We start from the raw sequence: 21023 nt of genomic DNA, 5'->3' as shown, positions 1-21023 counted from the left end.
CCCAGAGCGGAGCAGCTGTATGTCGCAAGCAAATGATCTCCCTAGGAGAAGCCCAAATGCCCACAGACCGAAGCATCACCGACTCTTCAGCAGGCGCTAGGAACGCCGCTGAAACGAGCAAGACCGCGTCACGCGGTGCCTCAAAATTGAAACTTCCAACACGCCGTCGACTCAAGGTATCCGACGTCAACGTCGTTGACCAGCCCATGCTGAAAAAAGCACTAGGCGGCACGATCGTCGGCAACACCATGGAATGGTACGACGTCGGCGTGTTCGGCTACCTCATCACCACGATGGGACCCGTCTTCCTGCCCGAGGCCGACAAGTCCGTGCAGACCCTGTTCCTCCTGGGAACTTTCGCCGCGACCTTCGTGGCACGCCCGCTCGGCGGGGTCGTCTTCGGCTGGCTGGGTGACAAGGTGGGCCGTCAAAAGGTGCTCGCCACAACACTGTTGCTGATGGCGGCGAGCACCTTCGCCGTCGGACTCCTGCCTGGATACGCACAAATCGGCATCTGGGCAGCCGCACTGCTCGTCATCCTGAAACTCGTCCAGGGTTTCTCGACCGGCGGCGAATACGCCGGCGCCACCACGTTCGTGAGCGAATACGCTCCGGACAAGCGCCGCGGCTTCTTTGCGAGCTTCCTGGATATGGGCTCCTACATCGGATTCGCCCTCGGCGCAGCGCTCGTGTCCATCCTGCAGCTCACCATCGGCCAATCGGCCATGGAGGACTGGGGTTGGCGGCTGCCGTTCCTCATCGCGGGTCCGCTGGGCGTCATCGCTGTGTACTTCCGTAGCAAGATCGAGGAATCACCCCAGTTCCAAGCTACCTTGGACGCCCAGGAAGCCGTCGCGGCGGACGCCGCAGCGGGCGATGCCGCGGTAGCCAAGGGCCCCATCGGCATCGTCAAGGCGTACTGGCGCCAGATTATCCTCGCCATGATCCTTGCCGCAGCCGCCAACACCGTGGGCTACATGCTGACTTCCTACATGCCCACGTACCTGACCGAGTCCAAGGGCTACGACCCCGTTCACGGCACCCTGCTGACCATCCCCGTGCTGGTCATCATGGCAGTCTGCATCCCGCTGACGGGCAAGCTCTCCGACCGGATCGGCCGCCGGCCCGTCCTGTGGATCGGCGCCATCAGCACCATTGTGTTCGCCATTCCGGCATTCCTGCTCATCGGCATCGGCGACATCTGGTCCACGCTTGCCGGTTTGGCACTGATCGCCTTCCCGGTCACCTTCTACATAGCCAACCTCGCCTCTGCGCTGCCGGCACTCTTCCCGACCTCAAGCCGTTACGGGGGAATGGGCATCGCCTACAACTTCTCCGTGGCGATCTTCGGCGGCACCACGCCGTTCATCGTCGCTGCCTTGATCCAGGGCACCGGCAACGACATGATGCCCGCCTACTACCTCATGGGCACGTCAGTGGTTGGCGCAATCGCCATCTACTTCCTGCGCGAATCCGCCCGACGTCCGCTCCCGGGCTCCATGCCGAGCGTGGACACCCAGGCCGAGGCCCGCGAACTGGTGGCAACCCAGGACACCAACCCGTTGATCGACCTGGACGAAATGCCGTTCGACGACGGCACCCCCGCAGCAACGGAGCCGGACCGGGACCCCGTCCCGGCGTAGGCACACTGCCGGTGCGGACTGCCGGCGGCCCGGGTCGGCAGCACAAGACTGGTCATTCAGGCCTTGCGGTTCGCCTTCTGCTCCTGCAGCCGCTTTGCCTGTGCCTGGATCTCCGGACCGTAGCCGCCGTTCAGGGCGGTGTCCCTGATGTGCGTGGCCTGCGCCACCCGATCACCGTCCGCCGCATCCTTCAGGGCTTTCAGGTCCGCCTGAAGCGCGGCTGGAAGCTTTGCGGCCAGCTTCGGGCGCTTGTCCAGGATGAAGGTGGCGATCTTCGCGGCGCGCTGGCCGTAGTTCGGCTTGCTGCTGTCACCGTTCACGAAGAACCGCAGGCCAACCGCCAGCGGGTGCCGCCCCAGGGCCGTCTTGGCCGCAACGGCAGCCGTCGCAGCCGTCGCGGTGGGCTGGGAGGTGGCTGCCGCCGTCGCGCCGGTGTTGCTCGAGGTAGCTGCGTTGGCGGCGATAACGCCGCCACCCAGCAGGAGGCCTGCTGCCAGGACCCCGACGACGGCGGTGCGGGCCTTGCGCTTGCGCCGCTGAGCTGGGGGGAATTGGTTGTTGTCCATGGTCCGTGTCCTTTGTTCCGGCCGGTGGTCGATCCGCCGGCGCTCTTCACCACACTCTGCTCCGGCCGCATGAACTGACTGTTCGGCCAATGTTCGAGGAATGTAAAACCGTCCCCGCCGGCTAACAAGGACTCTGCCGGGCTCCGCGATTGCTGTTGAATGGACGCATGGAGGACAGCCGAGGTTTAGTGCTGATTGCCGAGGACGAACAGGCAATTGCCGATATCCAGCGCCTATATCTGGGCCGCGCAGGTTTCGGCGTACATGTTGAGCGGGACGGGATTTCCGCGCTGGCGCAGATCAAGCGGCTCAAACCGGTCGCGGTGATCCTCGACGTCGGGCTGCCGGGCATGGACGGGATCGAGCTTTGCAGGCAACTGCGGCAGGCAGAGGACTGGACTCCGGTGCTCTTCGTCACGGCCCGTGATGAGGAAGTGGACCGCGTCCTTGGCCTGGAATTGGGCGCCGACGACTATCTCACCAAGCCGTTTTCGCCCTCCGAACTGGTCGCCCGGGTCAAGGCGGTCCTGCGCCGGACTGAAGGGACCCCGCGGTCCAAACCGCTTGTGCTGGGCAGCGTCGAACTGGATCCGCTGAACCGGACCGCACGCGCCGGCGCCGAGGAACTCACGCTGACCGCCACCGAATTCGACCTCCTCGCCTACCTCATGGCCCAGCCTGGCCGGGTCTTTTCCCGTGAGCAGCTCCTGTCCGCCGTGTGGGGGCAGGCCAGCTATGCGGCCGGGCGGACAGTGGATGTGCACATCGCGCAGCTCCGCGCCAAGCTCGGCGGGCACTCCCCCATCGCGACGAGCCGCGGCGTCGGCTATTCGGCCGCAGCCCCCCACGTGTCCGGGCCCGGCCCCGGCGCCGGGGGAGCCACGTGAGGCGCTGGTTCGGCACACTGGCCGGTCGCACGACGGCGGTGATCGCCGCCGTCGCGACTGTCGCCGTCGTACTCGCCGGCCTGCTGGCGGCGCAGCTGGTCAACGCCACCGCGGTGGACGAAGCCAAGAAGTATCTCGCGGTTGAGGCCGATTCCCTAAGCAAGCAGTCGAGCGTTGGAAGCCTGCAGGACCTGCGCGCAGATCTGCTCACGCACGGCGCGAGGCTTGCGCAAATCGGCACCGACGGCCGCGTAACAGGCGGCGGCGCCAGGCTGGTGGATGCCAGGACCGTGGCGGACGTCTTGGCCGGAAAATCGGTCTCGACGTCGGTGAACGGTCCGCAGAACACGGTGGTCCTCGAGGCCCGGCCCTTGGCGGCCGGCGGCGGTGTGGTGCTGGCGCAACCCGTGTCCGAAATCCGCGCGGCCGCGGCTCCCTTGCTGAGCCGCATGCTGATCGCCCTCGCGGTTTGCCTCGTGTTCGCCATCGTGGCCGGCGGCTTGTTGGCCCAGTGGTTGAGCCGGCCGTTGGTGCGCACAGCACATTCGGCCCATCGGCTCGCCGCAGGAGAACGGTCCGTGGCTGTGGCGCCAGGCGGGCCGGCCGAAGTGGTGGAGGTTTCGCAGGCGCTCGCAGCCCTCGATGCCGCACTCGGGACCAGCGAAGGGCGCCAACGCGAGTTCCTGCTCTCCATTTCGCATGAAATCCGGACACCCCTGACCGCGCTGCGGGGCTACGCCGAGGCCCTTGCCGATGGCGTGGTCAGCGGCGACGACGTGAGCGGGGTCGGTCAGACCCTCGTGGCCGAAACCAACCGCCTGGACCGTTTCGTCCGCGATCTCCTGGAATTGGCACGGCTTGAGTCCGATGATTTCCGGGTGGAACTGCAGCCCGTGGACGCATCCTTGATCCTGCGTGAGAGTTGGCAGGCCTGGCACGCGGTCTGCGTGCAGAACGGGATCGCAGGACGGCTCGAACTGCCTGCAGGGGCACTGCCGGTCCGTGGCGATGGCCAGCGGTTGCGCCAAGTGGTGGACGGCTTGTTGGAAAACGCGCTGCGCGTGACACCCGAAGGCTCTCCCGTGGTACTCGCCGCATACACATCCGGCAGCGGGCTGAGCGTGGAAGTGCGCGACGGCGGGCCTGGCCTGACCGAGGCGGATGCCGCCGTCGCGTTTGAACGCGGCGCGCTCTTTGCCAGATACAGGGGACAACGGCCTGTTGGTAGCGGGCTGGGTTTGTCCATCGCCGCAAGGATCGTGCAGCGGATGGGCGGCCGCATCAGCGTGCGGTCTGCGCCTGAGGGCGGCGCGGCATTCGTGGTGGAGGTGCCGGGCATTCCCGCCGGCTCGCGGCAACCGTAGACTCTGCGCATGGCTGATGTTCCAGTGGGTTCGCTGCACCACGTAGAGATTTGGGTACCTCACATCGGCCGCGCCCAGGAGGAGTGGGGCTGGCTACTAGCGGAGATGGGCTACGAACAATTCCAGGAGTGGCCCGATGGCTGCAGTTGGAAACTCGGAGCCACATACATCGTGATCGAACAGTCCACGGCGCTCACGGGAAGCACGCACCGCAGGACGGAGCCCGGGCTCAACCATCTCGCCTTCCATGCTGGCACCAGGGAGAACGTGGACCGGCTCCGGGAGCTCGGCGCGGACTCGGGCTGGTATGAGATGTTCGAGAGCAAATATCCTCACGCCGGCGGTGCCGGGCACTACGCCGCCTACTTGGTCAACACCGACGGCTACGAGGTTGAGCTGGTTGCGGGGTAGGGGACGGGCATGAGCTACCTGTTTTCGGGATTTTCGGCCGGCAGGCGTTCTTCGACCTGTTAATGTCAGACCCCTCTGAAATGCTTTGGTTATGGCCGGGAACCGGGGAACACAGCTGATCGGATCAACCGCGCCGTCCGGCAGGGCGGTTCCGAAGGCTGTCCCTGCCGTCCGTGTGCAGGACCTGATCAATGCCGTGAGATCGCTTCGGCCAGGCTCCGACGGTACTCAACCGGCCGAACTGATCAACCAGTTGCGTGGGCTGGAGGATCTGAAATCCGCGGCCGCGGCCGCTCAGGCGAGGATCGCCGTCGCGTTCGATGCCGCCCAGCGCCGCGCCGACGCGGCCGCCGGTGTCCCGGCCGAGGAACAGGGACGCGGGGTCTCCGCGCAGGTGGCCCTTGCCCGGCGGGAATCCCCCGCCCGCGGAGCCCGGCTCCACGGACTCGCCAAGGCCCTCGTGACCGAAATGCCGCACACCCTCGCCGCCCTCGACACCGGACGGCTGAGCGAATGGCGCGCCACGCTGCTGGTGAAGGAAACCGCCTGCCTGTCCGCCGAAGACCGCTGCGCCGTGGACGAGGAAATCGCCCCCGACACCGGAACCTTCGACGGCATGGGAGACAAGGCGATCATCGCCGCGGCCTACCGCCGGGACCCGCGCTCGGCCACCCAGCGTGCCAGCCACGCGGCGGCCGAACGGCACGTGAGCCTGCGCCCGGCCCCGGACACCATGACGTATTTGACCGCACTGCTCCCGGTCGCCCAGGGCGTGGCCGTGCACGCGGCCCTGTCCCGGCACGCCGACACCCTCCGCAACGCCGGGGAGGAGACACGGTCCCGGGGCCAGATCATGGCCGACGCGCTGGTCGAACGCACCACCGGCACCCCCGGCGGGATCAGCGGGGTGGAGGTCCAGCTCGTCATGACCGACGGGACCCTGTTCCAGGGAGATGCCGAACCGGCACGGCTGCCCGGCTTCGGCATCGTGCCCGCCGGCTGGGCACGGGCAATGCTCGCCGGGAATAAGGGCCACGCCGAACCCGGGCAGGTCGGGAACGAGCACGGCGCGCCCGGCCAGCCCGGGCAGGGCGGAGATTTGAAGCTCTGGCTCCGTCGTCTCTTCACCGCCCCCGGGACCGGGGACCTTGTCGCCGCCGATTCGAGGGCGCGGCTCTTCCCGGCAGGGATGCGGCGCTTCATCCAGGCCCGCGACGACACCTGCCGGACACCCTACTGCGACGCGCCGATCAGGCATTTCGACCACATCATCCCCTGGCACCACGGCGGCACCACCAGCCTGGCCAACGGGGCGGGCCTGTGCGAGGCCTGCAACCACACCAAAGAACTCAAAGGCTGGACAACACAAACCGGTATTGGGCCACGGCACGTCTTTGACATCCGCACCCCCACCGGACATACCTACCAATCAACAGCCCCGCCCCTGCCCGGCTTCCACCGGTCCGCCCCCAGCCGGGTAACCAGCAATTCACCCTGCGCGGACCCGCCGACTACGAAGGACCACTATTTCGGGGACCTGTACTACTGGCGCCCGCAGCGACAGTCAGCTTAGGCACCCGGATTCTGGAGCCGGGCCTTTAGTGTCGCCGTATCCAGGCCCAGGGTATGGAGCAGGACGGCGGCCGGATCTGGTTCCTGCCGCTCCAGCAGGGCGAGCAGCAGGTGCCGCGCGCTGATCCTGCGGGCCTTCTCCCGGGTGGTCAGTACCAAGGAGTCTTGAATGACTGAGCGGGCGGCCGAGGTGAAGGTGGTTCGGCTGCTTCCCTTGGGCGCATCCAGCGGGCCGAAGTCCCCCAGCGTGATGCCCACGGCTTCCAGCGCCTGCTGGTCGAGGGCATCGAGCTGGGCGCGGGCCGACTCCAGGTCCGTCTCCAAAGTACGGCAGCTCTCGGGGTCGTGGAGCAATCCCAGCAGCAAATGGTCCGTGCCGATTCTCCGGTCTCCGCGGCGTTTGGCTTCCTCGGCGCCGGCATGGACAGCCGTCAGTTTGAACTGACAGTATGGGCGTGTCAATGCAGACTGACAGAATTTCCCTGAGTGAGGATTGACCTGACGCGCCGCCGCATGGCGATCCTCGGCCAACGGCTCAGGCCCACCAAGCCCTCGCATTCCAGGATGCCGCGGAGTCCGTCCTCCAACATCTCCGGATCCAGTTCCTCGAAACCTAACCTGCGATAGTAGGGCGCATTCCACGGAACATCGCGGAAAGTGGTCAGGGTCAGCCACTCCAAACCCTCGGCGTGTGCCCACTTTTCGGCGACGTCCAGCAGTTTGCTCCCGAGGCCTTGCCGCGCTTGCGATGGGTGGACGCTCAAGTGCTCCACGTGGGCATTTCCGTCGAGGCGTTCAAGCAGGAGATAGGCCACGGGCGCGTCTGACGCGTCGGAAAACACCAAAACACCGCCGCGCGCCTGGTAGAGAGCTAGCTCCGTGACGGTCAACGGCTCGTCGTCTGCGATGGCGTCCATTCCGCAGGAACGGAAGATCTCCCCGGCGGCGAATTCGATCCCGCGAAGCCGTTCCAGTTCGTCCGCTCGGGCCGTCCTGATCATGCGGCGGCACCGTTGCGGGCAAGGTATTCGTTGCGCCGTTCGATGAGGCTACGCAGATATCGCCCCAGGAAAGCTTTCTCCGCAAGCCGGCCCACGACGCCGAAGGGCGCCGCGAACTCGACGCGATCGATCATGAGCGTGCCGCCGTCGTCGTCGGGAAGGAACTCGTGCACGTGCCGGAAGAACCGGAAGGGACCCCGCACTTGCTCGTCCGTAAACGAATCAGGGAAGCGAAACCGGGTGATGCGGCTGCTCATTCGCAGGGGTACAGCGAAATGCCAGGCCTGCCAGGTGACCTCGTCTCCTTCCGACAGCAGCCCGGACACCACGCCGGCCACCGCACGTTCCCGGGACCTGGCCATCGAGCCAACGTGGGCGTCGACGTTGCGGGCAAGGTCGAAGAGTTCCCCGGGTTCCATTCCGATATGCGTATGGCATGTGAACGACACAGTCATGGTTCGATCCTGCCACTATTTCGAAACACCCGTCGGCCCAACTGACCCGCAGTAGTTGTCGTTATGAGGCCCCAAAACGACAACAAATGCGAGCCAGTTGGGTGCGGCGGCCCCCGCCGGTGGGTGGGCCCACGCCGGCGAGGGCCCCGACCTGAGCTTGCGAAGGTTGGGAGCCGGTGGGGACTAGTTCGACGGGAAGTTGTAGGAGGCGCCGGAGGCGTGGGTCGACTCAGGCCAGCGGGAGGTGATGACCTTGCCGCGGGTGTAGAAGGAGACACCCTCGGGACCGTAGATGTGCTTGTCCCCGAACAGGGATGCTTTCCATCCCCCGAAGGAGTAGTAAGCCACCGGTACCGGCAAGGGCACGTTGATGCCGATCATGCCGACGTCCACGGACCGCTGGAACTTCCGGGCGTTGGCGCCGGAGGAGGTGAAGATCGCGGTGCCGTTGCCGTAGGGATTGGCGTTGATCAGCCTGATGCCTGCGTCCAGATCCTCCACCCGCACCACCACCAGGACCGGGCCGAAGATTTCCTCTTGGTAAGCGCTCATTCCGGTCTTGACATGGTCGATCAGGGTGGGGCCGACCCAGAAGCCCTCTTCGTGGCCGGGGACCACGAGGTCACGGCCGTCCACGACCATCGCGGCGCCGGCCTGCTCCGCCTCGGTCACCGTCTTGACGATGAACTCCCGGGACTCGGGACTGATCACGGGACCCATGTCGGCGTCAGCCTCGGTGCCGTTCTTGACCTTGACGTCGAGGGCACGCTCTTCGACCTTCTTCACCAGCAGATCGGCGGCATCGCCGACGGCGACCGCAACCGAGATGGCCATGCAACGCTGCCCGGCGGAACCGAACGCGGCCGCGGCCAGGTGGTCGGCAGCGTTGTCCAGGTCGGCGTCGGGCATGATGATCGCGTGGTTCTTCGCTCCGCCCAAGGCCTGGACCCGCTTGCCGTGGGCCGTTGCCACTTCAAGGATGTGCTTGGCAACAGGGGTGGAGCCCACGAAGGAAATGGCGTCCACGTCCGGGTGCGTGAGGAGTCCGGAGATGACATCGCGGTCACCGTGCAGGACCTGGAACACCCCGTCGGGAAGGCCTGCGTCCTTCCACAGCTTGGCCAACAGCATCGCGGCCGAGGGGACGCGGTGGGAGGGCTTGAGGATGAACGCGTTGCCCGTGGCGATCGCCATCGGCGCCATCCACAGCGGCACCATCACCGGGAAATTGAACGGGGTAATGCCGGCCACGACGCCGACGGGCTCGCGGAATGAGAACACATCGATGCCGGTGGAGACCTGGTCCGAGTACTCGCCCTTGAGCAGGGTCGGGATGCCGCAGGCGAACTCGATGACCTCCAGGCCGCGGCCGATCTCGCCCTTGGCATCGTTGAGGACCTTGCCGTGTTCGGCGGTGATCAGGGCCGCGAGTTCCTCTATGTGCGAAGCTACGAGTTCCCGGAATTTGAAGAGCACGGCAGTGCGCTTGGCCAGCGAAACGTCGCCCCAGGACGCCGCGGCATCCTTGGCGATGGCAACCGTCGCGTCCAAATCCGAGCGGTTGGCCAGGCGGAGCTGGGCAGTAACGGCACCCGTGGCCGGGTTGTAGACGGGTTTGGTGCCTGTGCCGCTACCAGCGGCTTCGGCGCCGCTGATGAAGTGGTTGATGATGGTCATTACTGCTCCTGTAGTAGGTGGTGCTCCACGGCATGTACGTCGTTGACATCCCGCGGCAAGCCGGTGGCGAGTGATTCCTGGAGCGCCAGGCGCACAGCCAGGTTCTGTTCGGTCAATTCCCTCTGGACGAGCTCGGGCCCGGAGTTGCGCACCCACGCGCTGAACCGTTCGATTTCGGTCTTGAACGGGTCTTCCCCGATGTCGACGGACTCAGTCCGGCCGTCGCGGAAGGACACCGTAACGCGGGCAATTTCGCCCGGATCCGGGTCGAAGGCCTTGTCCAGGGTGATCTGGCCTTTCGTGCCGATGATCTGGAACGTGTTGGTGCGCGGGCCCTCGAAACCGCAGTCCAGCGTTCCCAGGACGTCCCCATAGTCCAGGATCGCGGCCATAGTGGTCTCCACCGCGTCCGTACGGCTTGTGCCTTTGCCGTAGACGGTTTGCGGCGCGCGGCCCATGACCATGTTCATGACGTCGACGGCGTAGCATCCGACGTCGTTGAGCGCACCTCCGTCCATTCCCGGCTGGAGGCGGACCTCGCCTTCGCTTCGGTCCATGACGAAGTGGAAGCGGGCGTGCATGGACACCAGCTCGCCGATCTTGCCCGAATCGATGAACTCACGGACCTTCTGGTGCTGGGGATGGAAGCGGTACATGAACGCTTCCATAAGGTTCACCCCGTTGCGTTCGCAGGCTTCCAGCACCCGGCGATAGTCGTGGGTGTTGGCGACGAGCGGCTTTTCGCAGAGGATGTCCTTTCCAGCTTCTGCGGCCGCAACAATCCAGTCGGCGTGCAGCGAGTTGGGGAAAGGAAGGTAGACGGCTTCGATGCTTGGATCGGCCAGCAATTCCTCGTGGGAAGAATAGGCGGCCGGGATGCCGAAACGCTCTGCAACTTCGGCTGCCTTTCCGTTCGGGCTGCTGATGGCCGACGCAACTGCGTTACGAGCCCGGCTCATGGCTGGCAGGAACCGACCTTGGGCGATCCTCGCCGTGGTCAGCACGCCCCAGCGGACAGCGCTCATCAGCCGATCTCCGCTTCGAGCTCGCGCAGGAACGCGACTGACTGGCGCACGTCCCGGACCGGACCGTCGTCGGTCGGTTCGGCTTCGAGGATGGTGTCCTGCTCCATCGTGAACCAGCCCTCGTACCCGGCGCCCAGCAGGTTCCGGACGATTCCGGCGATGCCGACGTCGCCTTGGCCCAACGGCACGTACATGCCGCCCTTGACGCCGTCCGTGTAGGAAATCTCGCCTGCCTGGACCCGCTGAGCGACGGCCTTGCGCACGTCCTTCAGGTGGGTGTGGCCGATTCGCGAGGCGTAGTCGCGAACCAGAAGGGCCGGGTCGGTTCCGCCGATGAGCAGGTGGCCCGTGTCCAGGCACAGGTTTGCGGCGGTGTCGTTCAGGACCCGGTTCACATCCGAGGTGCTTTCGATCATGGTTCCCACATGCGGGTGGACCACTGCCTGGATGCCTTTGTCCGCTGCTGCCTTGACCACTGCGTCAAGGTTCCTGCCGAACAGTTCCCAGCCTTCGGCGTCGAGCTCGTGGCGCTGGTCGTAACCTGCAACGCCGGTCTCCGCCGCGAGGACCATGACGCTGGCCCCCGCAGCTTCGTACGCATCCAGCTCGGCCGCTATGACGTCCAAGGGGTTCTTGGACGGGTCGTGCAGGATGACGGGGAAGAAGCCGCCGATCGCTTGGAGGTTGTGCCGCTTCAGCACCTCCGCGCGCTGGGCAGCCTCTTCGGGGAGGAACCCCGTGGGGCCGAACTCGGTAGCGCCGATGCCCAGCGCCGTCATTTCCGACAGGACCCGGTCCGCCTCGAGCTGGTGGCCCCATCCGGGGACTTCACAGACGCCCCAGGAAATGGGTGCTGCGGCAAGGCGCTTGGTGATAGTGCTCAATCTGATCCTCCGTATACGTTCTGGTCCCAGTCGATGACCGAGCCTGTGACAACACCGCTCCTGTCGGAGAGGAGAAAGACAATGAATTCGGCGATCTCGTCCACTTGTCCGAGCTTTCCCATGGGGACGGATGCGTTGGCCTTCTCCAGCCAGTCGTCCCCTGCGCCATGGAATTTCTTTTGGGTTTCGGCTTCGCCGTCCGTGGCGGTCCAGCCGATGTCGAGCCCGTTGATGCGGATTTTGTCCCAACGGTGCGCATGTGCGGCGTTGCGGGTTGCCCCGGCCAGGCCGGCCTTGGCCGCCACATACGGCGCCAAGTACGGCTGCCCGCCGAGTTCGGCGATGGAGATGACGTTCAGGATGCTTCCTGGCACACCCCTGCTACGAAGATGCTTGATGGTTTCGGCCATGATGAAGAACGGCGACTTCAGGTTCACCGCGATGTGCGCGTCGAAGAGCTCGGGCGTCGTATCCAGCATGGTGCCGCGGGTGGTCAGGCCGGCCGCATTGACCGCGCAGTCGAGTTGGCCGAAGGCGTTGATCGTCTCGAGCACCGAGTTCCGGGCCTGTTCGACGTCGGCAAGATCGGTCTTGATGAACCGGGTTTCGACGCCGGATGCCGTGATTTCCGCGGCGAGCCGTTCACCCGAGTCCGCGTTCCGGCCTGTGACGGCGATCCCGGCAGCACCCTCTGCCGCCGCGCGTCTCGCGACTCCGGCGCCCAAACCCTGCGTGCCCCCGCTGATCAGGATGACTTTGTCCTGGAGAAGCGGCATGGCTACAGCTGCCCGATCTTGACTGAATTTTCGATCCTGACGGCGCGGCCGGAGCGGGCGGACTCTTCAGCCGCGTTGGCCAGGGCGAGCGCTTGCAGGCCGTCGTCGAATCCCGGGCTGCAGGGGGTGCCCGCGCGGATGGCCTTGGCGAAGCTGTCCAATTCGTTCCGGTAAGCCGCGGCGTAACGCTCCAGGAAGAACGGCAGGTAGGCATCGGCCTCTTCGGTGCCCGAGGCGCCATACCTGCGCACCGTCGTCGGGGTGACGTTGCCTGCGCTGAGCATCCCCTCGCTGCCGAACGCCTCCAGTCGCTGGTCGTGGCCGAAGGCGCTGTGGCGGGAGTTAGTGATGGTAACCAGCTCGCCGTCGCGGCCCTTGAGGGTGATGACCACCGAGTCGAAGTCTCCGGCTTCCTCGATGTAGTCGCAGAACAGGTTGGCGCCGGTGGCCGAAACTTCGATGATGTCAGGGACGAAGAACCGGGCCATGTCCAGGTCATGGATGCTCTGGTCCCGGAAGATCCCGCCGGAGGTAACGATGTAGGCAGCGGGCGCGGGCGCGGGATCGCGGCTGATGATGGTCAGCTGTTCGAGGCGGCCGATTTCTCCCGCTGCGACGCGCGACTGGATGGCCGCGAAGTGTGGATCAAAGCGCCGGTTGAACCCGAGCATTAGGGGCGTGGTGTTGCCCTTGATCGCGTCGCGGCAAGCGAGCGCCCGGTCGATGTCGAGGTCGATCGGCTTTTCGCAGAGGGCTGCCACGCCTTGTGCCATGGCGCGCGAGATCAAGTCCACGTGCGTGCTGGTGGGCGAGCCGATCACGACGGCGTCAAGGTCGCCGTTCGCGAAGACCTCGTCGGCCGATTCGACGGCGACGGCGCCGGTCCCGGCCGCCAAGGTGCGGGCTCCTTCAATGAAAGGGTCGGCGATCCACGCCAATTCCAGGTCCGGATGCTCGGCGATGTTCCGGGCGTGGACCTGCCCGATGCGGCCTGAACCGAACAGCGCTACTTTGAGGGGTCGATCAGTGGACATGTGGAGGGGTCCTTTCTAAAGGGCTGCCCGGAGAAGGCTGGGCTTGGGTTGGTTCTGGATGGTGGACGGGGATGTGTCCAAGTTCAGAGCGGTCATAGCGTTGCCACCGCGGCGGGCGTGCGGCCAGCGAGGACGTCAACCGCGCCCTGTGCGGCGTCCCTGACAGTGTGGGCCATGCCTTGACGGGTGAATCCCATCACGTGCGGAGTCAGGACGACGTTTTCGTGGTCGAACAACGGGTGGTGGGCGGGCGGCTCGGGATCGTACACGTCCAGCCCGAGCCCGGAAAGATGGCCGGCCTGCAATGCTTCGTGTGCGGCGTCGAGGTCGACGAGGCCGCCGCGGCTGCAGTTGATGAGGATCGCGCCGGGCTTCATGGCCTTGAGCCGGTCCGTGTTGATGAGGTTGTGGTTTTCCGGTGTCAGGGGTGCGTGGAGGGTGACGAAATCGCTGTCCGCAAGGAGTTCTTCCACGGTGTCACGGCGGATCCCCACGGGGATTTCGGCGAAAGGATCGTAGGCCAGGACTTTCAGCTCGAAAGCCTCGGCGATACGCGCTACCCGGCGGCCTATCCGGCCGTAGCCGATGATGCCGAGCGTGAATCCCTCGAGGTCTCCGACGCCGACGGCGGCACGCTGCTCCCAGCGTCCCTCGCGGACCAGCGCGGTCAGTGGAGAGAGTTTCTTGACGAGCGCCAGCAGGTGGGCGAACACGCCTTCGGCCACCGAGGCGGTGTTGCTTCCGGGCGTGATGACCACCGGGATTCCGCGTCGCTTGGCTTCGGCGACGTCCACGAGGTCGGTTCCGACGCCGGTCCTGGCGATGACTTTGAGGGCGGGCATGCGGTCCAACAGTTCCCGGTCCACGCGGTAGGCAGCCCTGACGATCGCGGCATCGGCGTTGGCCAGGTCCTCCTCGGTGGGGTCCTGGATGAGCCGCTGGTGTTCGGAGAGGAGCGGTTCCACGAGGTCCCGCTCGACGCTGCCGAGAGCGACAAAGATTTGGGGTGTGGTTATGGAAGCCATCGTCATCCTTGAAGATGTGGGTATGGGGTTGCGCCGAAAATGGCGTTGTTATCGGTGGTGCTGGAAGCGCTGCTAGAGACCTGCGTGTTCTAAAGGCCCAGGAGGCTGGATTTCCGTACGACCAAGTGGGGCGTGACGGAATGGTGGACGAACCCGCTGCCTTCACCATGGATGCGTTCCAGGAGGGTTTTGGCCCCTGTGACGCCGATGGTGGAGCTGTCCGGGTCGACGGTGGTCAGCCCCAGGCGCGGCATGGCGCCCAGCGCGATGTTGTCATAACCGGTGACGGCTATTTCGACTCCGCGTTCATCGGCAGCTGTCATGGCGCCAAAAGCGGCGAGGTCGTTGATGCAGGCCAGTGCTGTGGGGCGCTGGTGCTCGGAGCGGGAGCCCAGGGCCCGTTGCGCGGCAACATAGCCGGATTCCTGGAAGAAGTCGGCGTCGACCACGCGGATGTAGCGGTCCAGACCGTGCTCTTCCATTGCTGCCGAATAGCCGTCCACGCGTTCCCGGCCAACCGAACCGCCAAGACCGCCAAGGTGCACGATGTTCTCGTGTCCTTGGGCGATCAAGTGCTCAACAACCATGGACATGCCAAGGGCATCGTCGCTTCGGACGATATCGGCGGTGTCGATGTAGTCCGGTCCTCCACCCGCAAAGACCACAGCCCCGCCGGAAACGGCGCGGCTGAACGGGTGCTGGTCAGGCACCGTTCCGACGACGAGGAGTCCCGCGACGCGCAAGTCCCGGAAGGCCTGCAGGATGGATTGGTCCACTCCCCTGCCTGCCGCCGTGACCGCGCTGAAGAGGACGGTGTGCCCGGCCTCTTCGAGCACGGTCCGTGCGGCGTCGGCGACGTCGAAGGCCCACGGGTTGTGCATATCGCTGACCAGCACCCCGATGGTTCCGCTGTCCCGTGTTGCCAGTGACCGGGCCGCGAGGTTCAACTCGAAGCCCATCTCTTCAACAGCCTTGAGCACCCGCTGGCGGCGTTCGTCACTGACGCGCGGTGAGTCGCGCAGCACGAGTGAGACCAACGACTTGGAAACGCCGGCGCGTTCAGCCACGTCCATGATCGTTGGCCGCCGGGCGGATGGAGGTGCCATGGTTAGGCCCGCGCTGCCGTGGTGCCGTGGATTTCCTCGATCTTCTGCCATTGGCCGGACAGCGAGGACGCTTCGGCAGCGCTGACAATGGCGGCGGCTGAAGCGGCATCGTGGATGTTGGAGTTTTCCTGGGTTCCTCCGGTGACGGCGACGAGGAACTTCTTGGCCTCGATGACCTTGAGGTCGTCAAAGCCCATGCTGTTGCCGGGACCCGGCTGGAAGTGCGCGTAGTCGCCGTGGCGGGGGCTGGCGTTGACCGTGGTGTAGCCCTGCTCGTCGTTGTTGCGGCCCAGGCAGACCTTGAGTTCGTTCATGCGCTCGAAGTCCCATTTGAGCGAGCCTTCGGTCCCGTAGACCTCGATCTGGTAACCGCATTCGGGTCCAACGGCAACGCGCGAGGATTCGATGGTGCCGACGGCGCCTGCCCCGCGGGCGGACGGGCCGAAGCGGACCAGCGCTGCAGCGTAGTCCTCATTCTCGACCTCTCCCATTTCACCGTTTTCGATCACCGCGAAGTGCGTCCCTGACCCCATCGCCAGCTTGGGTCGCTGCGTGTAGACCGTGCTTGTGAGCGCGGTTACCTCGGCGATGGGCCCAACTACATATTGGCACAGGTCCGTTGCGTGGCTGAACAGGTCCGCCAGCACACCGGTGCCGGCAAGTTTCCGGTCGAAACGCCAGGACAACGCCCCATTGGGTTCGGACGCGTACCCCGAGAAGAACACGGCGCGGACGTTGGTGATCCGGCCGAGGCGCCCGTCCGCAATGAGCTTCCTGGCGTGCTCTACCGCGGGGGCATGCCGGTAGTTGTAGCCGATGGAGGTCACGACGCCGGCCTCCACGGCTGCTTCCTGCACGGCTGCGGTTTCTTCGTAGCCCCGCCCAACGGGCTTTTCGATCCAGAAATGTTTGCCGGCTTTGGCCGCTGCGATGCCGATTTCGGCATGCAGGAAGTTGGGGGCGCAGATCGAAACGACGTCCACGTCCGGGTGGTTCAGGACATCGTGGTAGTCCGTGGTTCCTTCCGCGAAGCCGAGGACGTCGCGGGCGTAGTCCACCCGGTCCGGTGCCGTGTCCGCCGCGATGACCAGCTTGGTGGTCAAGCCAAGCTCCGGGTAGGCGTAAGGAACCGTCTGGTAGGCGCGCGAGTGGAGCTTTCCCATCCATCCGACGCTGATAAGGCCTACACCGACTGTGCGGGATTCTTGGCTCACGTTATTGCCTTTCTTGTTGAAAATTCTTGTCAGTTGCGGGCGGTGTCGAACGCGTCGCGGAACGCCGCCGCCATGATGGTGGAGTCCGAGCCGATGGCCACGAACCGGAAGCCTTGGCGGACGTACTTGGCCGCAGCCATGCCGTCCACCGCGAGGATCCCGGCCGCTTTGTTATGCATTTGCGCGGCAGCGACCACCCGTTGCAATGCCTCCTGGAAGGCACTGCTATCCAGTTGCATCGGAACACCCAAAGCGAAGGACATGTCCATCGGTCCGACGAAAAGGACGTCCACGCCCTCCTGCGCCGCGATCTCCTCGACATGCTCCAGTGCGTCGAGGGTTTCGATCTGGATGATCCCCACGGCTGACTGCTGGTCCGCGCTCAACGGAGCCCTGTCCATGCCCCAGCGGCAGGAGCGGTTGTACGTTGCCACTCCGCGGTCGCCGTCGGGCGGATACAGCATGTGCTTCACGGTTTGGCTGGCTTCTTCAACGGTTTTCAGGCGGGGCACCATGATGCCTGCCGCGCCTTGATCCAGCACGCGACCGATGCGGATCCGCTCGGCGCTTTCCACCCGGACAAGGGTGGGGACGCCGTAGCTTCCGGCCGCAAGGACACCGTCGCGCACGGCATCTTCACCTCCGGAGCCGTGCTCAAGATCGATCAGCACCCAGTCCGCGCCGGCAGCGGCGCACACTTCCACCGCGGTTGCCGAAGCCATGCCGACGAAGGTTCCCACTGTGACTTCCCCGGCGGCCAAGCGGCGCCGCAGCTGACCGCCGTCGAGCGGTCCGCCGTCGTCGTGGTTTCCGCCGCTCATCCGAACCACCGCTGGCGGCTCTTTGCCTGCTCGTAATCGGCGCGGAGGGTACGGACCCATTCCTGTCCGGATACTTCTGCGGGAGCCACGTCCCACCAGACGTCTCCGCCGGGCAAGTCAACGTGGGGAACGGTTGGGACCACGATCACCACGGGTCCATGGGTGTCGCGAGTGGAAGCCAGCGCTTCCCGGACCTCGGCGGCAGTACTTGCCCGAATGGCGAGGGCGCCCAGGCCTTCGGCGATCTGCCGCAGGTCCACCTTGAGGTAATCGCCATCCAGCCGCGCTTTGGGGGCGTCTTCGACGGCGACGCTGCCCCCGGTGGTGCGGTAGCGGAACTCGTTGCCGAATTCCTTGCCGCTGCGGTTCATCTGGAGGCGGTGGATGACCTGGTAGCCGTGGTTTTCGGAGACGACAACCGTGACGTTGAGACCTTCCTGCGCGGCGGTGAGGATTTCGGTGGGTGCCATGAGGAAGGTGCCGTCGCCGATGAAGGTGACCACGCGGTTGTCGTTGTTGCCCTCGGCCAGGCGGACGCCCATGCCGGCTGCGATTTCGTAGCCCATGCAGGAGAAGCCGAATTCCAGGTGGCAATTGCGGTTGCCCGTGGCGTCCCAGACTTTTTGCAGGTCACCGGGAGGTCCTCCGGCCGCGGCGATGATGGTGTCACCGGAGCGGGCGTGCTCCTGCATCAGGCCGATCAGCTGCGGCTGGGTCAGGACAGCACCGGTGACCGGCGCGTCCGGGTGGTCTTCCGGGCGGAAGGGAGTGTCGGCGTCGAGCCACAGGGACCGGATCGGGGCCCACTTTGCCTTCTCCGAATGGACTGTTTCCTGCCACTTTTCGCTGGTGCTGTGACCCTCCAGGGAGCGGGCAAGTGCTTCCAGTCCGAGGCGCGCGTCCGCCAGGATGCCGGTGGCGCCTTGCTTGCGGGTATCGGCATCCACGATGTTCAAGGACGTGAACCGGACGTCCGGGTTTTCGAAGATCGACTGCGAACCGGTGGCGAAGTCGGTGAGGCGCGTGCCGACGCTCAGTACGAGGTCGGCTTGCTTGACCAGGGTGTTGGACGCGAAGTTCCCCTCCAGCCCGACGCCGCCCACTTGCCACCATTCGTCCTTGGTCACGGCGCCCTTGCCGCCGAAGGTCTCGACGACGGGAATTCCGGTCTGTCCCGCCAGTGCCTCGAGCGCCGCGTGGGCATCGGAGTAGTGGATGCCGCCGCCGGCGATGATCACCGGACGCTCGGCTGAGCGGATGAGCCGGGCGACGTCGTCAATCTCTTCCAGGTCCGGCAGCGGCCGGCGGATCTTCCAGTCGCGCGGCTCGAAGAATTCGGCCGGGAAGTCGTAGGCGTGGGACTGCACGTCCTGGGGCAGCGAAATGACCACGGCCCCGGTGTCCGTGGGGCTCGTGAGCACACGCATGGCCTGCGGAAGCGCGGTCAGGAGCTGCTCCGGGCGGTTGATCCGGTCGAAGAAGCGCGATACCGGGCGGAACGCGTCGTTGACCGTGGCATCAGCCTCGGTGGGGTGTTCGAGTTGCTGCAGCACCGGGCCCTGGTGCCGGGTGGCGTAGGTGTCGCCCGGCAGGAGCAGGAGCGGAATCCTGTTCACTGTTGCCAGGCCGGCCGCGGTCACAAGGTTGAGCGCGCCCGGGCCGATCGAGGCCGTGACGGCGAGAACTGCCTGGCGACGGCTCGCCTTCGCATACGCGGTGGAGATGTGGGCCAGGTACTGCTCGTGCCGGCCTTGGATGAACGGCATGTCGTCGGCCAGTTCGTCCAATGCCTGTCCCAGGCCGGCCACGTTGCCGTGGCCGAAGATGCCGAGGGCTGCGGGGACCAGGCGGCGGCGGACGCCGTCGGCCAGCGAACACTGTACGGACAGGTACTTGATGACCGCTTGGGCCGTGGTGAGCCTGATGGTCTGCGATGGTGTGGTCATTGCCTTATTCCCGTTGTCGTGGTTACCAGGGGCGCCCATGCAGGACGACCGTCTTCTCTTCGGTCATTTCCTGGACAGCAGAGCGGACGCCTTCCTTGCCGATCCCGCTGCCTTTCAAGCCGCCGTAGGGCATGAGGTCGGCACGCCACAGCGGCGACCAGTTGATGTGGATGTTGCCGGCGTCGATCTGCCGCATGGCCTGGACCGCTCCGGCGACGTCGTTCGTGAAAATGCCGGCACCCAGGCCGTATTCGTTGTCGTTCGCCATCGCGATGGCGCTTTCCATGTCCTGCGCGGACGAGACGGCGACGGCGGGTCCGAAGAGTTCGTTCCGGCTCAGCGGCGACCGGGGGTCGACGCCCGCGACGACGGCGGGAGTCACCACGGCGCCGTCACGGTCACCGCCGGTGAGGACCCGGGCGCCCGAATGGCGGGCTTCCAGGATGGACGTGTGGACGCGTGATGCTTCCTCTTCGGAGATCAGCGAGCCGAGCCGGGTGCCCTCTTCCTTGGGGTTGCCCACGGCGATCGCTTCGACCTTCGGGACCAACGCATCCAGGAAGTCCTTCTCCACCCGACGGTCAACGATGACCCGCTGAACGGATATGCATACCTGCCCGGCGTTGACGTAGCCGCCGGCAGCCACTGCGGTGGCGGCGAGTTCGAGGTCCGCGTCCGGCAGGATGATCACCGGGCATGAGGCCCCCAATTCGAGGGACAGCTTCTTCACTCCCGCGATCGAACTGATGCGCGTTCCGATGCTCGTAGACCCGGTGAAGGACACCTTGCGGACCCGCGGGTCCGTCACCAGCACGTCGCCCAGGGAGCTGCCTGGTCCGGTGATCACGGACAGCGCCTCGGGCGGCAGGCCGGCGTCGACGAAGCACTGTGCCAGCTTCAGCGCCGTCAGCGGCGTTGCGCGTGCGGGTTTGAGTACGACGGCGTTACCGGCTGCCAGCGCGGGTGCAATTTTGTGCAACACCAGCAAGGCGGGGTAGTTGAACGGGGTGATGGCGACGACGATTCCCACCGGCTGCCGCAACGTGAAGCCGATCTTGTCCAAGCCAGTCCCGGCGTTTGCGTCCAAAGGAAGCGTGGAACCGTACAGCTGGCTTCCCTCATAGGCAGCGAGGCGGATGATGTTGCCGGAGCGGCTGGCCTCTCCCCGCGCCTCCGTGATGGGCTTTCCGGTTTCTGCGCTAATCGTCTGGGCGATGTCCTCGGCTCGTTCATCCGCCAGGGCGGCTGCACGCAGGAGGATGTCGACGCGGACATGGGCCGGCGTGGTCCTTTGCAGGTGGGCACCGATCTCGGCCCGGTCAAGGGCGGCCTGGGCGTCCTGGACTGTCGCCACGGGAACCGTGTCGATGGTCCGGCCGTCGAAGGGCGAGCGGACTTCCTCGGTCCTGCCGTCGGCGGCACCGCGCCAGTTTCCAGCTATTAGCATTTCCATGGTTGCTCCATCAGGTTGTGAACTTTTGCGCTCAGTGGCGCTTGGCGTTGCTTTCGTATGCCGCGTCGGCGACTTCGGTTACCCCGGCGACTTCGGCTTGGACTTCCTTGAGGGCTTCGGTGTGTCCGCCGAGTTGTTCGAGTTCGTGGGCGAGTTCGGCCAG

Annotated in this window: 20 protein-coding genes; 5 read left to right on the top strand and 15 right to left on the bottom strand. The window is 65.7% G+C overall.

Annotation, left to right across the window (positions count from 1 at the left end; genetic code table 11):
* The first annotated feature begins 56 nt into the window (after positions 1-56).
* Positions 57-1643, top strand: a complete 1587-nt coding sequence (locus AB0O52_RS22195) for an MFS transporter (RefSeq protein WP_364542479.1) — start codon at positions 57-59, stop codon at positions 1641-1643.
* A gap of 56 nt (positions 1644-1699) precedes the next feature.
* Here AB0O52_RS22195 and AB0O52_RS22190 read toward each other — a convergent pair whose 3' ends face one another.
* Positions 1700-2209 (bottom strand): hypothetical protein, encoded by a 510-nt coding sequence (locus tag AB0O52_RS22190; protein ID WP_364542476.1) that lies wholly within the window; start codon positions 2207-2209, stop codon positions 1700-1702.
* 167 nt (positions 2210-2376) lie between these two features.
* Between AB0O52_RS22190 and AB0O52_RS22185 the strand changes: the two genes are divergently transcribed.
* From AB0O52_RS22185 to AB0O52_RS22170, 4 genes are all read left to right on the top strand, one after another.
* Entirely contained in the window at positions 2377-3096 is a 720-nt protein-coding gene (locus tag AB0O52_RS22185; protein WP_364542473.1) for a response regulator transcription factor, read from the top strand.
* Positions 3093-4460: a HAMP domain-containing sensor histidine kinase gene (locus tag AB0O52_RS22180; protein ID WP_364542470.1), complete on the top strand. Its 1368-nt coding sequence runs from the start codon at positions 3093-3095 to the stop codon at positions 4458-4460. Before AB0O52_RS22185 ends, AB0O52_RS22180 begins: the two co-directional genes overlap by 4 nt.
* A gap of 9 nt (positions 4461-4469) precedes the next feature.
* A complete protein-coding gene (locus AB0O52_RS22175; protein ID WP_364542468.1) occupies positions 4470-4871 on the top strand; it encodes a VOC family protein in 402 nt (133 codons plus the stop codon).
* Positions 4872-4962: 91 nt separating this feature from the next.
* Entirely contained in the window at positions 4963-6444 is a 1482-nt protein-coding gene (locus AB0O52_RS22170) for a DUF222 domain-containing protein (protein ID WP_364542465.1), read from the top strand.
* Here the strand turns inward: AB0O52_RS22170 and AB0O52_RS22165 are convergent.
* The 14 genes from AB0O52_RS22165 to AB0O52_RS22100 form a co-directional block, all read right to left on the bottom strand.
* Positions 6441-6905, bottom strand: coding sequence for a Clp protease N-terminal domain-containing protein (locus AB0O52_RS22165; RefSeq protein WP_364542462.1), 465 nt, complete (start codon positions 6903-6905; stop codon positions 6441-6443). The two genes, AB0O52_RS22170 and AB0O52_RS22165, sit on opposite strands and share 4 nt — an antisense overlap.
* Positions 6902-7444: a GNAT family N-acetyltransferase gene (locus AB0O52_RS22160; protein WP_364542459.1), complete on the bottom strand. Its 543-nt coding sequence runs from the start codon at positions 7442-7444 to the stop codon at positions 6902-6904. The genes AB0O52_RS22165 and AB0O52_RS22160 overlap by 4 nt, the downstream gene beginning before the upstream one ends.
* Positions 7441-7899, bottom strand: coding sequence for an SRPBCC family protein (locus AB0O52_RS22155; protein WP_364542456.1), 459 nt, complete (start codon positions 7897-7899; stop codon positions 7441-7443). The genes AB0O52_RS22160 and AB0O52_RS22155 overlap by 4 nt, the downstream gene beginning before the upstream one ends.
* A 183-nt stretch (positions 7900-8082) precedes the next feature.
* The gene (locus tag AB0O52_RS22150) at positions 8083-9576 is read right to left on the bottom strand and encodes a CoA-acylating methylmalonate-semialdehyde dehydrogenase (protein WP_364542454.1); all 1494 of its coding nucleotides are present in this window, start codon (positions 9574-9576) and stop codon (positions 8083-8085) included.
* Positions 9576-10601, bottom strand: coding sequence for a Gfo/Idh/MocA family oxidoreductase (locus tag AB0O52_RS22145; RefSeq protein WP_364542451.1), 1026 nt, complete (start codon positions 10599-10601; stop codon positions 9576-9578). The genes AB0O52_RS22150 and AB0O52_RS22145 overlap by 1 nt, the downstream gene beginning before the upstream one ends.
* Positions 10601-11485 carry a sugar phosphate isomerase/epimerase gene (locus tag AB0O52_RS22140; protein ID WP_364542449.1) on the bottom strand — a complete coding sequence of 295 codons (885 nt, stop codon included), beginning with the start codon at positions 11483-11485 and terminating at the stop codon, positions 10601-10603. Before AB0O52_RS22140 ends, AB0O52_RS22145 begins: the two co-directional genes overlap by 1 nt.
* Positions 11482-12261: an SDR family oxidoreductase gene (locus tag AB0O52_RS22135; protein WP_364542446.1), complete on the bottom strand. Its 780-nt coding sequence runs from the start codon at positions 12259-12261 to the stop codon at positions 11482-11484. The genes AB0O52_RS22140 and AB0O52_RS22135 overlap by 4 nt, the downstream gene beginning before the upstream one ends.
* 2 nt (positions 12262-12263) lie before the next feature.
* Positions 12264-13295 (bottom strand): inositol 2-dehydrogenase, encoded by a 1032-nt coding sequence (iolG, locus tag AB0O52_RS22130; protein ID WP_364542443.1) that lies wholly within the window; start codon positions 13293-13295, stop codon positions 12264-12266.
* 92 nt (positions 13296-13387) lie between these two features.
* Entirely contained in the window at positions 13388-14320 is a 933-nt protein-coding gene (locus AB0O52_RS22125; protein WP_364542440.1) for a hydroxyacid dehydrogenase, read from the bottom strand.
* 89 nt (positions 14321-14409) lie between these two features.
* The gene (locus AB0O52_RS22120; RefSeq protein ID WP_364542531.1) at positions 14410-15393 is read right to left on the bottom strand and encodes a LacI family DNA-binding transcriptional regulator; all 984 of its coding nucleotides are present in this window, start codon (positions 15391-15393) and stop codon (positions 14410-14412) included.
* Positions 15394-15428: 35 nt separating this feature from the next.
* Positions 15429-16640, bottom strand: a complete 1212-nt coding sequence (locus tag AB0O52_RS22115) for a Gfo/Idh/MocA family oxidoreductase (protein WP_364542437.1) — start codon at positions 16638-16640, stop codon at positions 15429-15431.
* A gap of 29 nt (positions 16641-16669) precedes the next feature.
* Positions 16670-17461, bottom strand: coding sequence for an aldolase/citrate lyase family protein (locus AB0O52_RS22110; RefSeq protein WP_364542434.1), 792 nt, complete (start codon positions 17459-17461; stop codon positions 16670-16672).
* A complete protein-coding gene (iolD, locus tag AB0O52_RS22105) occupies positions 17458-19407 on the bottom strand; it encodes a 3D-(3,5/4)-trihydroxycyclohexane-1,2-dione acylhydrolase (decyclizing) (protein ID WP_364542432.1) in 1950 nt (649 codons plus the stop codon). Before iolD ends, AB0O52_RS22110 begins: the two co-directional genes overlap by 4 nt.
* A 22-nt stretch (positions 19408-19429) precedes the next feature.
* The gene (locus AB0O52_RS22100; RefSeq protein ID WP_364542429.1) at positions 19430-20860 is read right to left on the bottom strand and encodes an aldehyde dehydrogenase family protein; all 1431 of its coding nucleotides are present in this window, start codon (positions 20858-20860) and stop codon (positions 19430-19432) included.
* Positions 20861-21023 lie beyond the last annotated feature (163 nt).

This window comes from Arthrobacter sp. NPDC080073, from assembly GCF_040686575.1.
Taxonomy (GTDB): Bacteria; Actinomycetota; Actinomycetes; order Actinomycetales; family Micrococcaceae; genus Arthrobacter.
This window is presented reverse-complemented; position numbering and strand designations above follow the sequence as displayed.

Coding starts and splice junctions, on each gene's coding strand:
- AB0O52_RS22195 (WP_364542479.1), top strand. CDS start 57: ATGCCCACAGACCGAAGCATCACCGACTCTTCAGCAGGCGCTAGGAAC.
- AB0O52_RS22190 (WP_364542476.1), bottom strand. CDS start 2,209: ATGGACAACAACCAATTCCCCCCAGCTCAGCGGCGCAAGCGCAAGGCC.
- AB0O52_RS22185 (WP_364542473.1), top strand. CDS start 2,377: ATGGAGGACAGCCGAGGTTTAGTGCTGATTGCCGAGGACGAACAGGCA.
- AB0O52_RS22175 (WP_364542468.1), top strand. CDS start 4,470: ATGGCTGATGTTCCAGTGGGTTCGCTGCACCACGTAGAGATTTGGGTA.
- AB0O52_RS22170 (WP_364542465.1), top strand. CDS start 4,963: ATGGCCGGGAACCGGGGAACACAGCTGATCGGATCAACCGCGCCGTCC.
- AB0O52_RS22160 (WP_364542459.1), bottom strand. CDS start 7,444: ATGATCAGGACGGCCCGAGCGGACGAACTGGAACGGCTTCGCGGGATC.
- AB0O52_RS22155 (WP_364542456.1), bottom strand. CDS start 7,899: ATGACTGTGTCGTTCACATGCCATACGCATATCGGAATGGAACCCGGG.
- AB0O52_RS22150 (WP_364542454.1), bottom strand. CDS start 9,576: ATGACCATCATCAACCACTTCATCAGCGGCGCCGAAGCCGCTGGTAGC.
- AB0O52_RS22145 (WP_364542451.1), bottom strand. CDS start 10,601: ATGAGCGCTGTCCGCTGGGGCGTGCTGACCACGGCGAGGATCGCCCAA.
- AB0O52_RS22135 (WP_364542446.1), bottom strand. CDS start 12,261: ATGCCGCTTCTCCAGGACAAAGTCATCCTGATCAGCGGGGGCACGCAG.
- iolG (WP_364542443.1), bottom strand. CDS start 13,295: ATGTCCACTGATCGACCCCTCAAAGTAGCGCTGTTCGGTTCAGGCCGC.
- AB0O52_RS22125 (WP_364542440.1), bottom strand. CDS start 14,320: ATGGCTTCCATAACCACACCCCAAATCTTTGTCGCTCTCGGCAGCGTC.
- AB0O52_RS22120 (WP_364542531.1), bottom strand. CDS start 15,393: ATGGACGTGGCTGAACGCGCCGGCGTTTCCAAGTCGTTGGTCTCACTC.
- AB0O52_RS22110 (WP_364542434.1), bottom strand. CDS start 17,461: ATGAGCGGCGGAAACCACGACGACGGCGGACCGCTCGACGGCGGTCAG.
- iolD (WP_364542432.1), bottom strand. CDS start 19,407: ATGACCACACCATCGCAGACCATCAGGCTCACCACGGCCCAAGCGGTC.
- AB0O52_RS22100 (WP_364542429.1), bottom strand. CDS start 20,860: ATGGAAATGCTAATAGCTGGAAACTGGCGCGGTGCCGCCGACGGCAGG.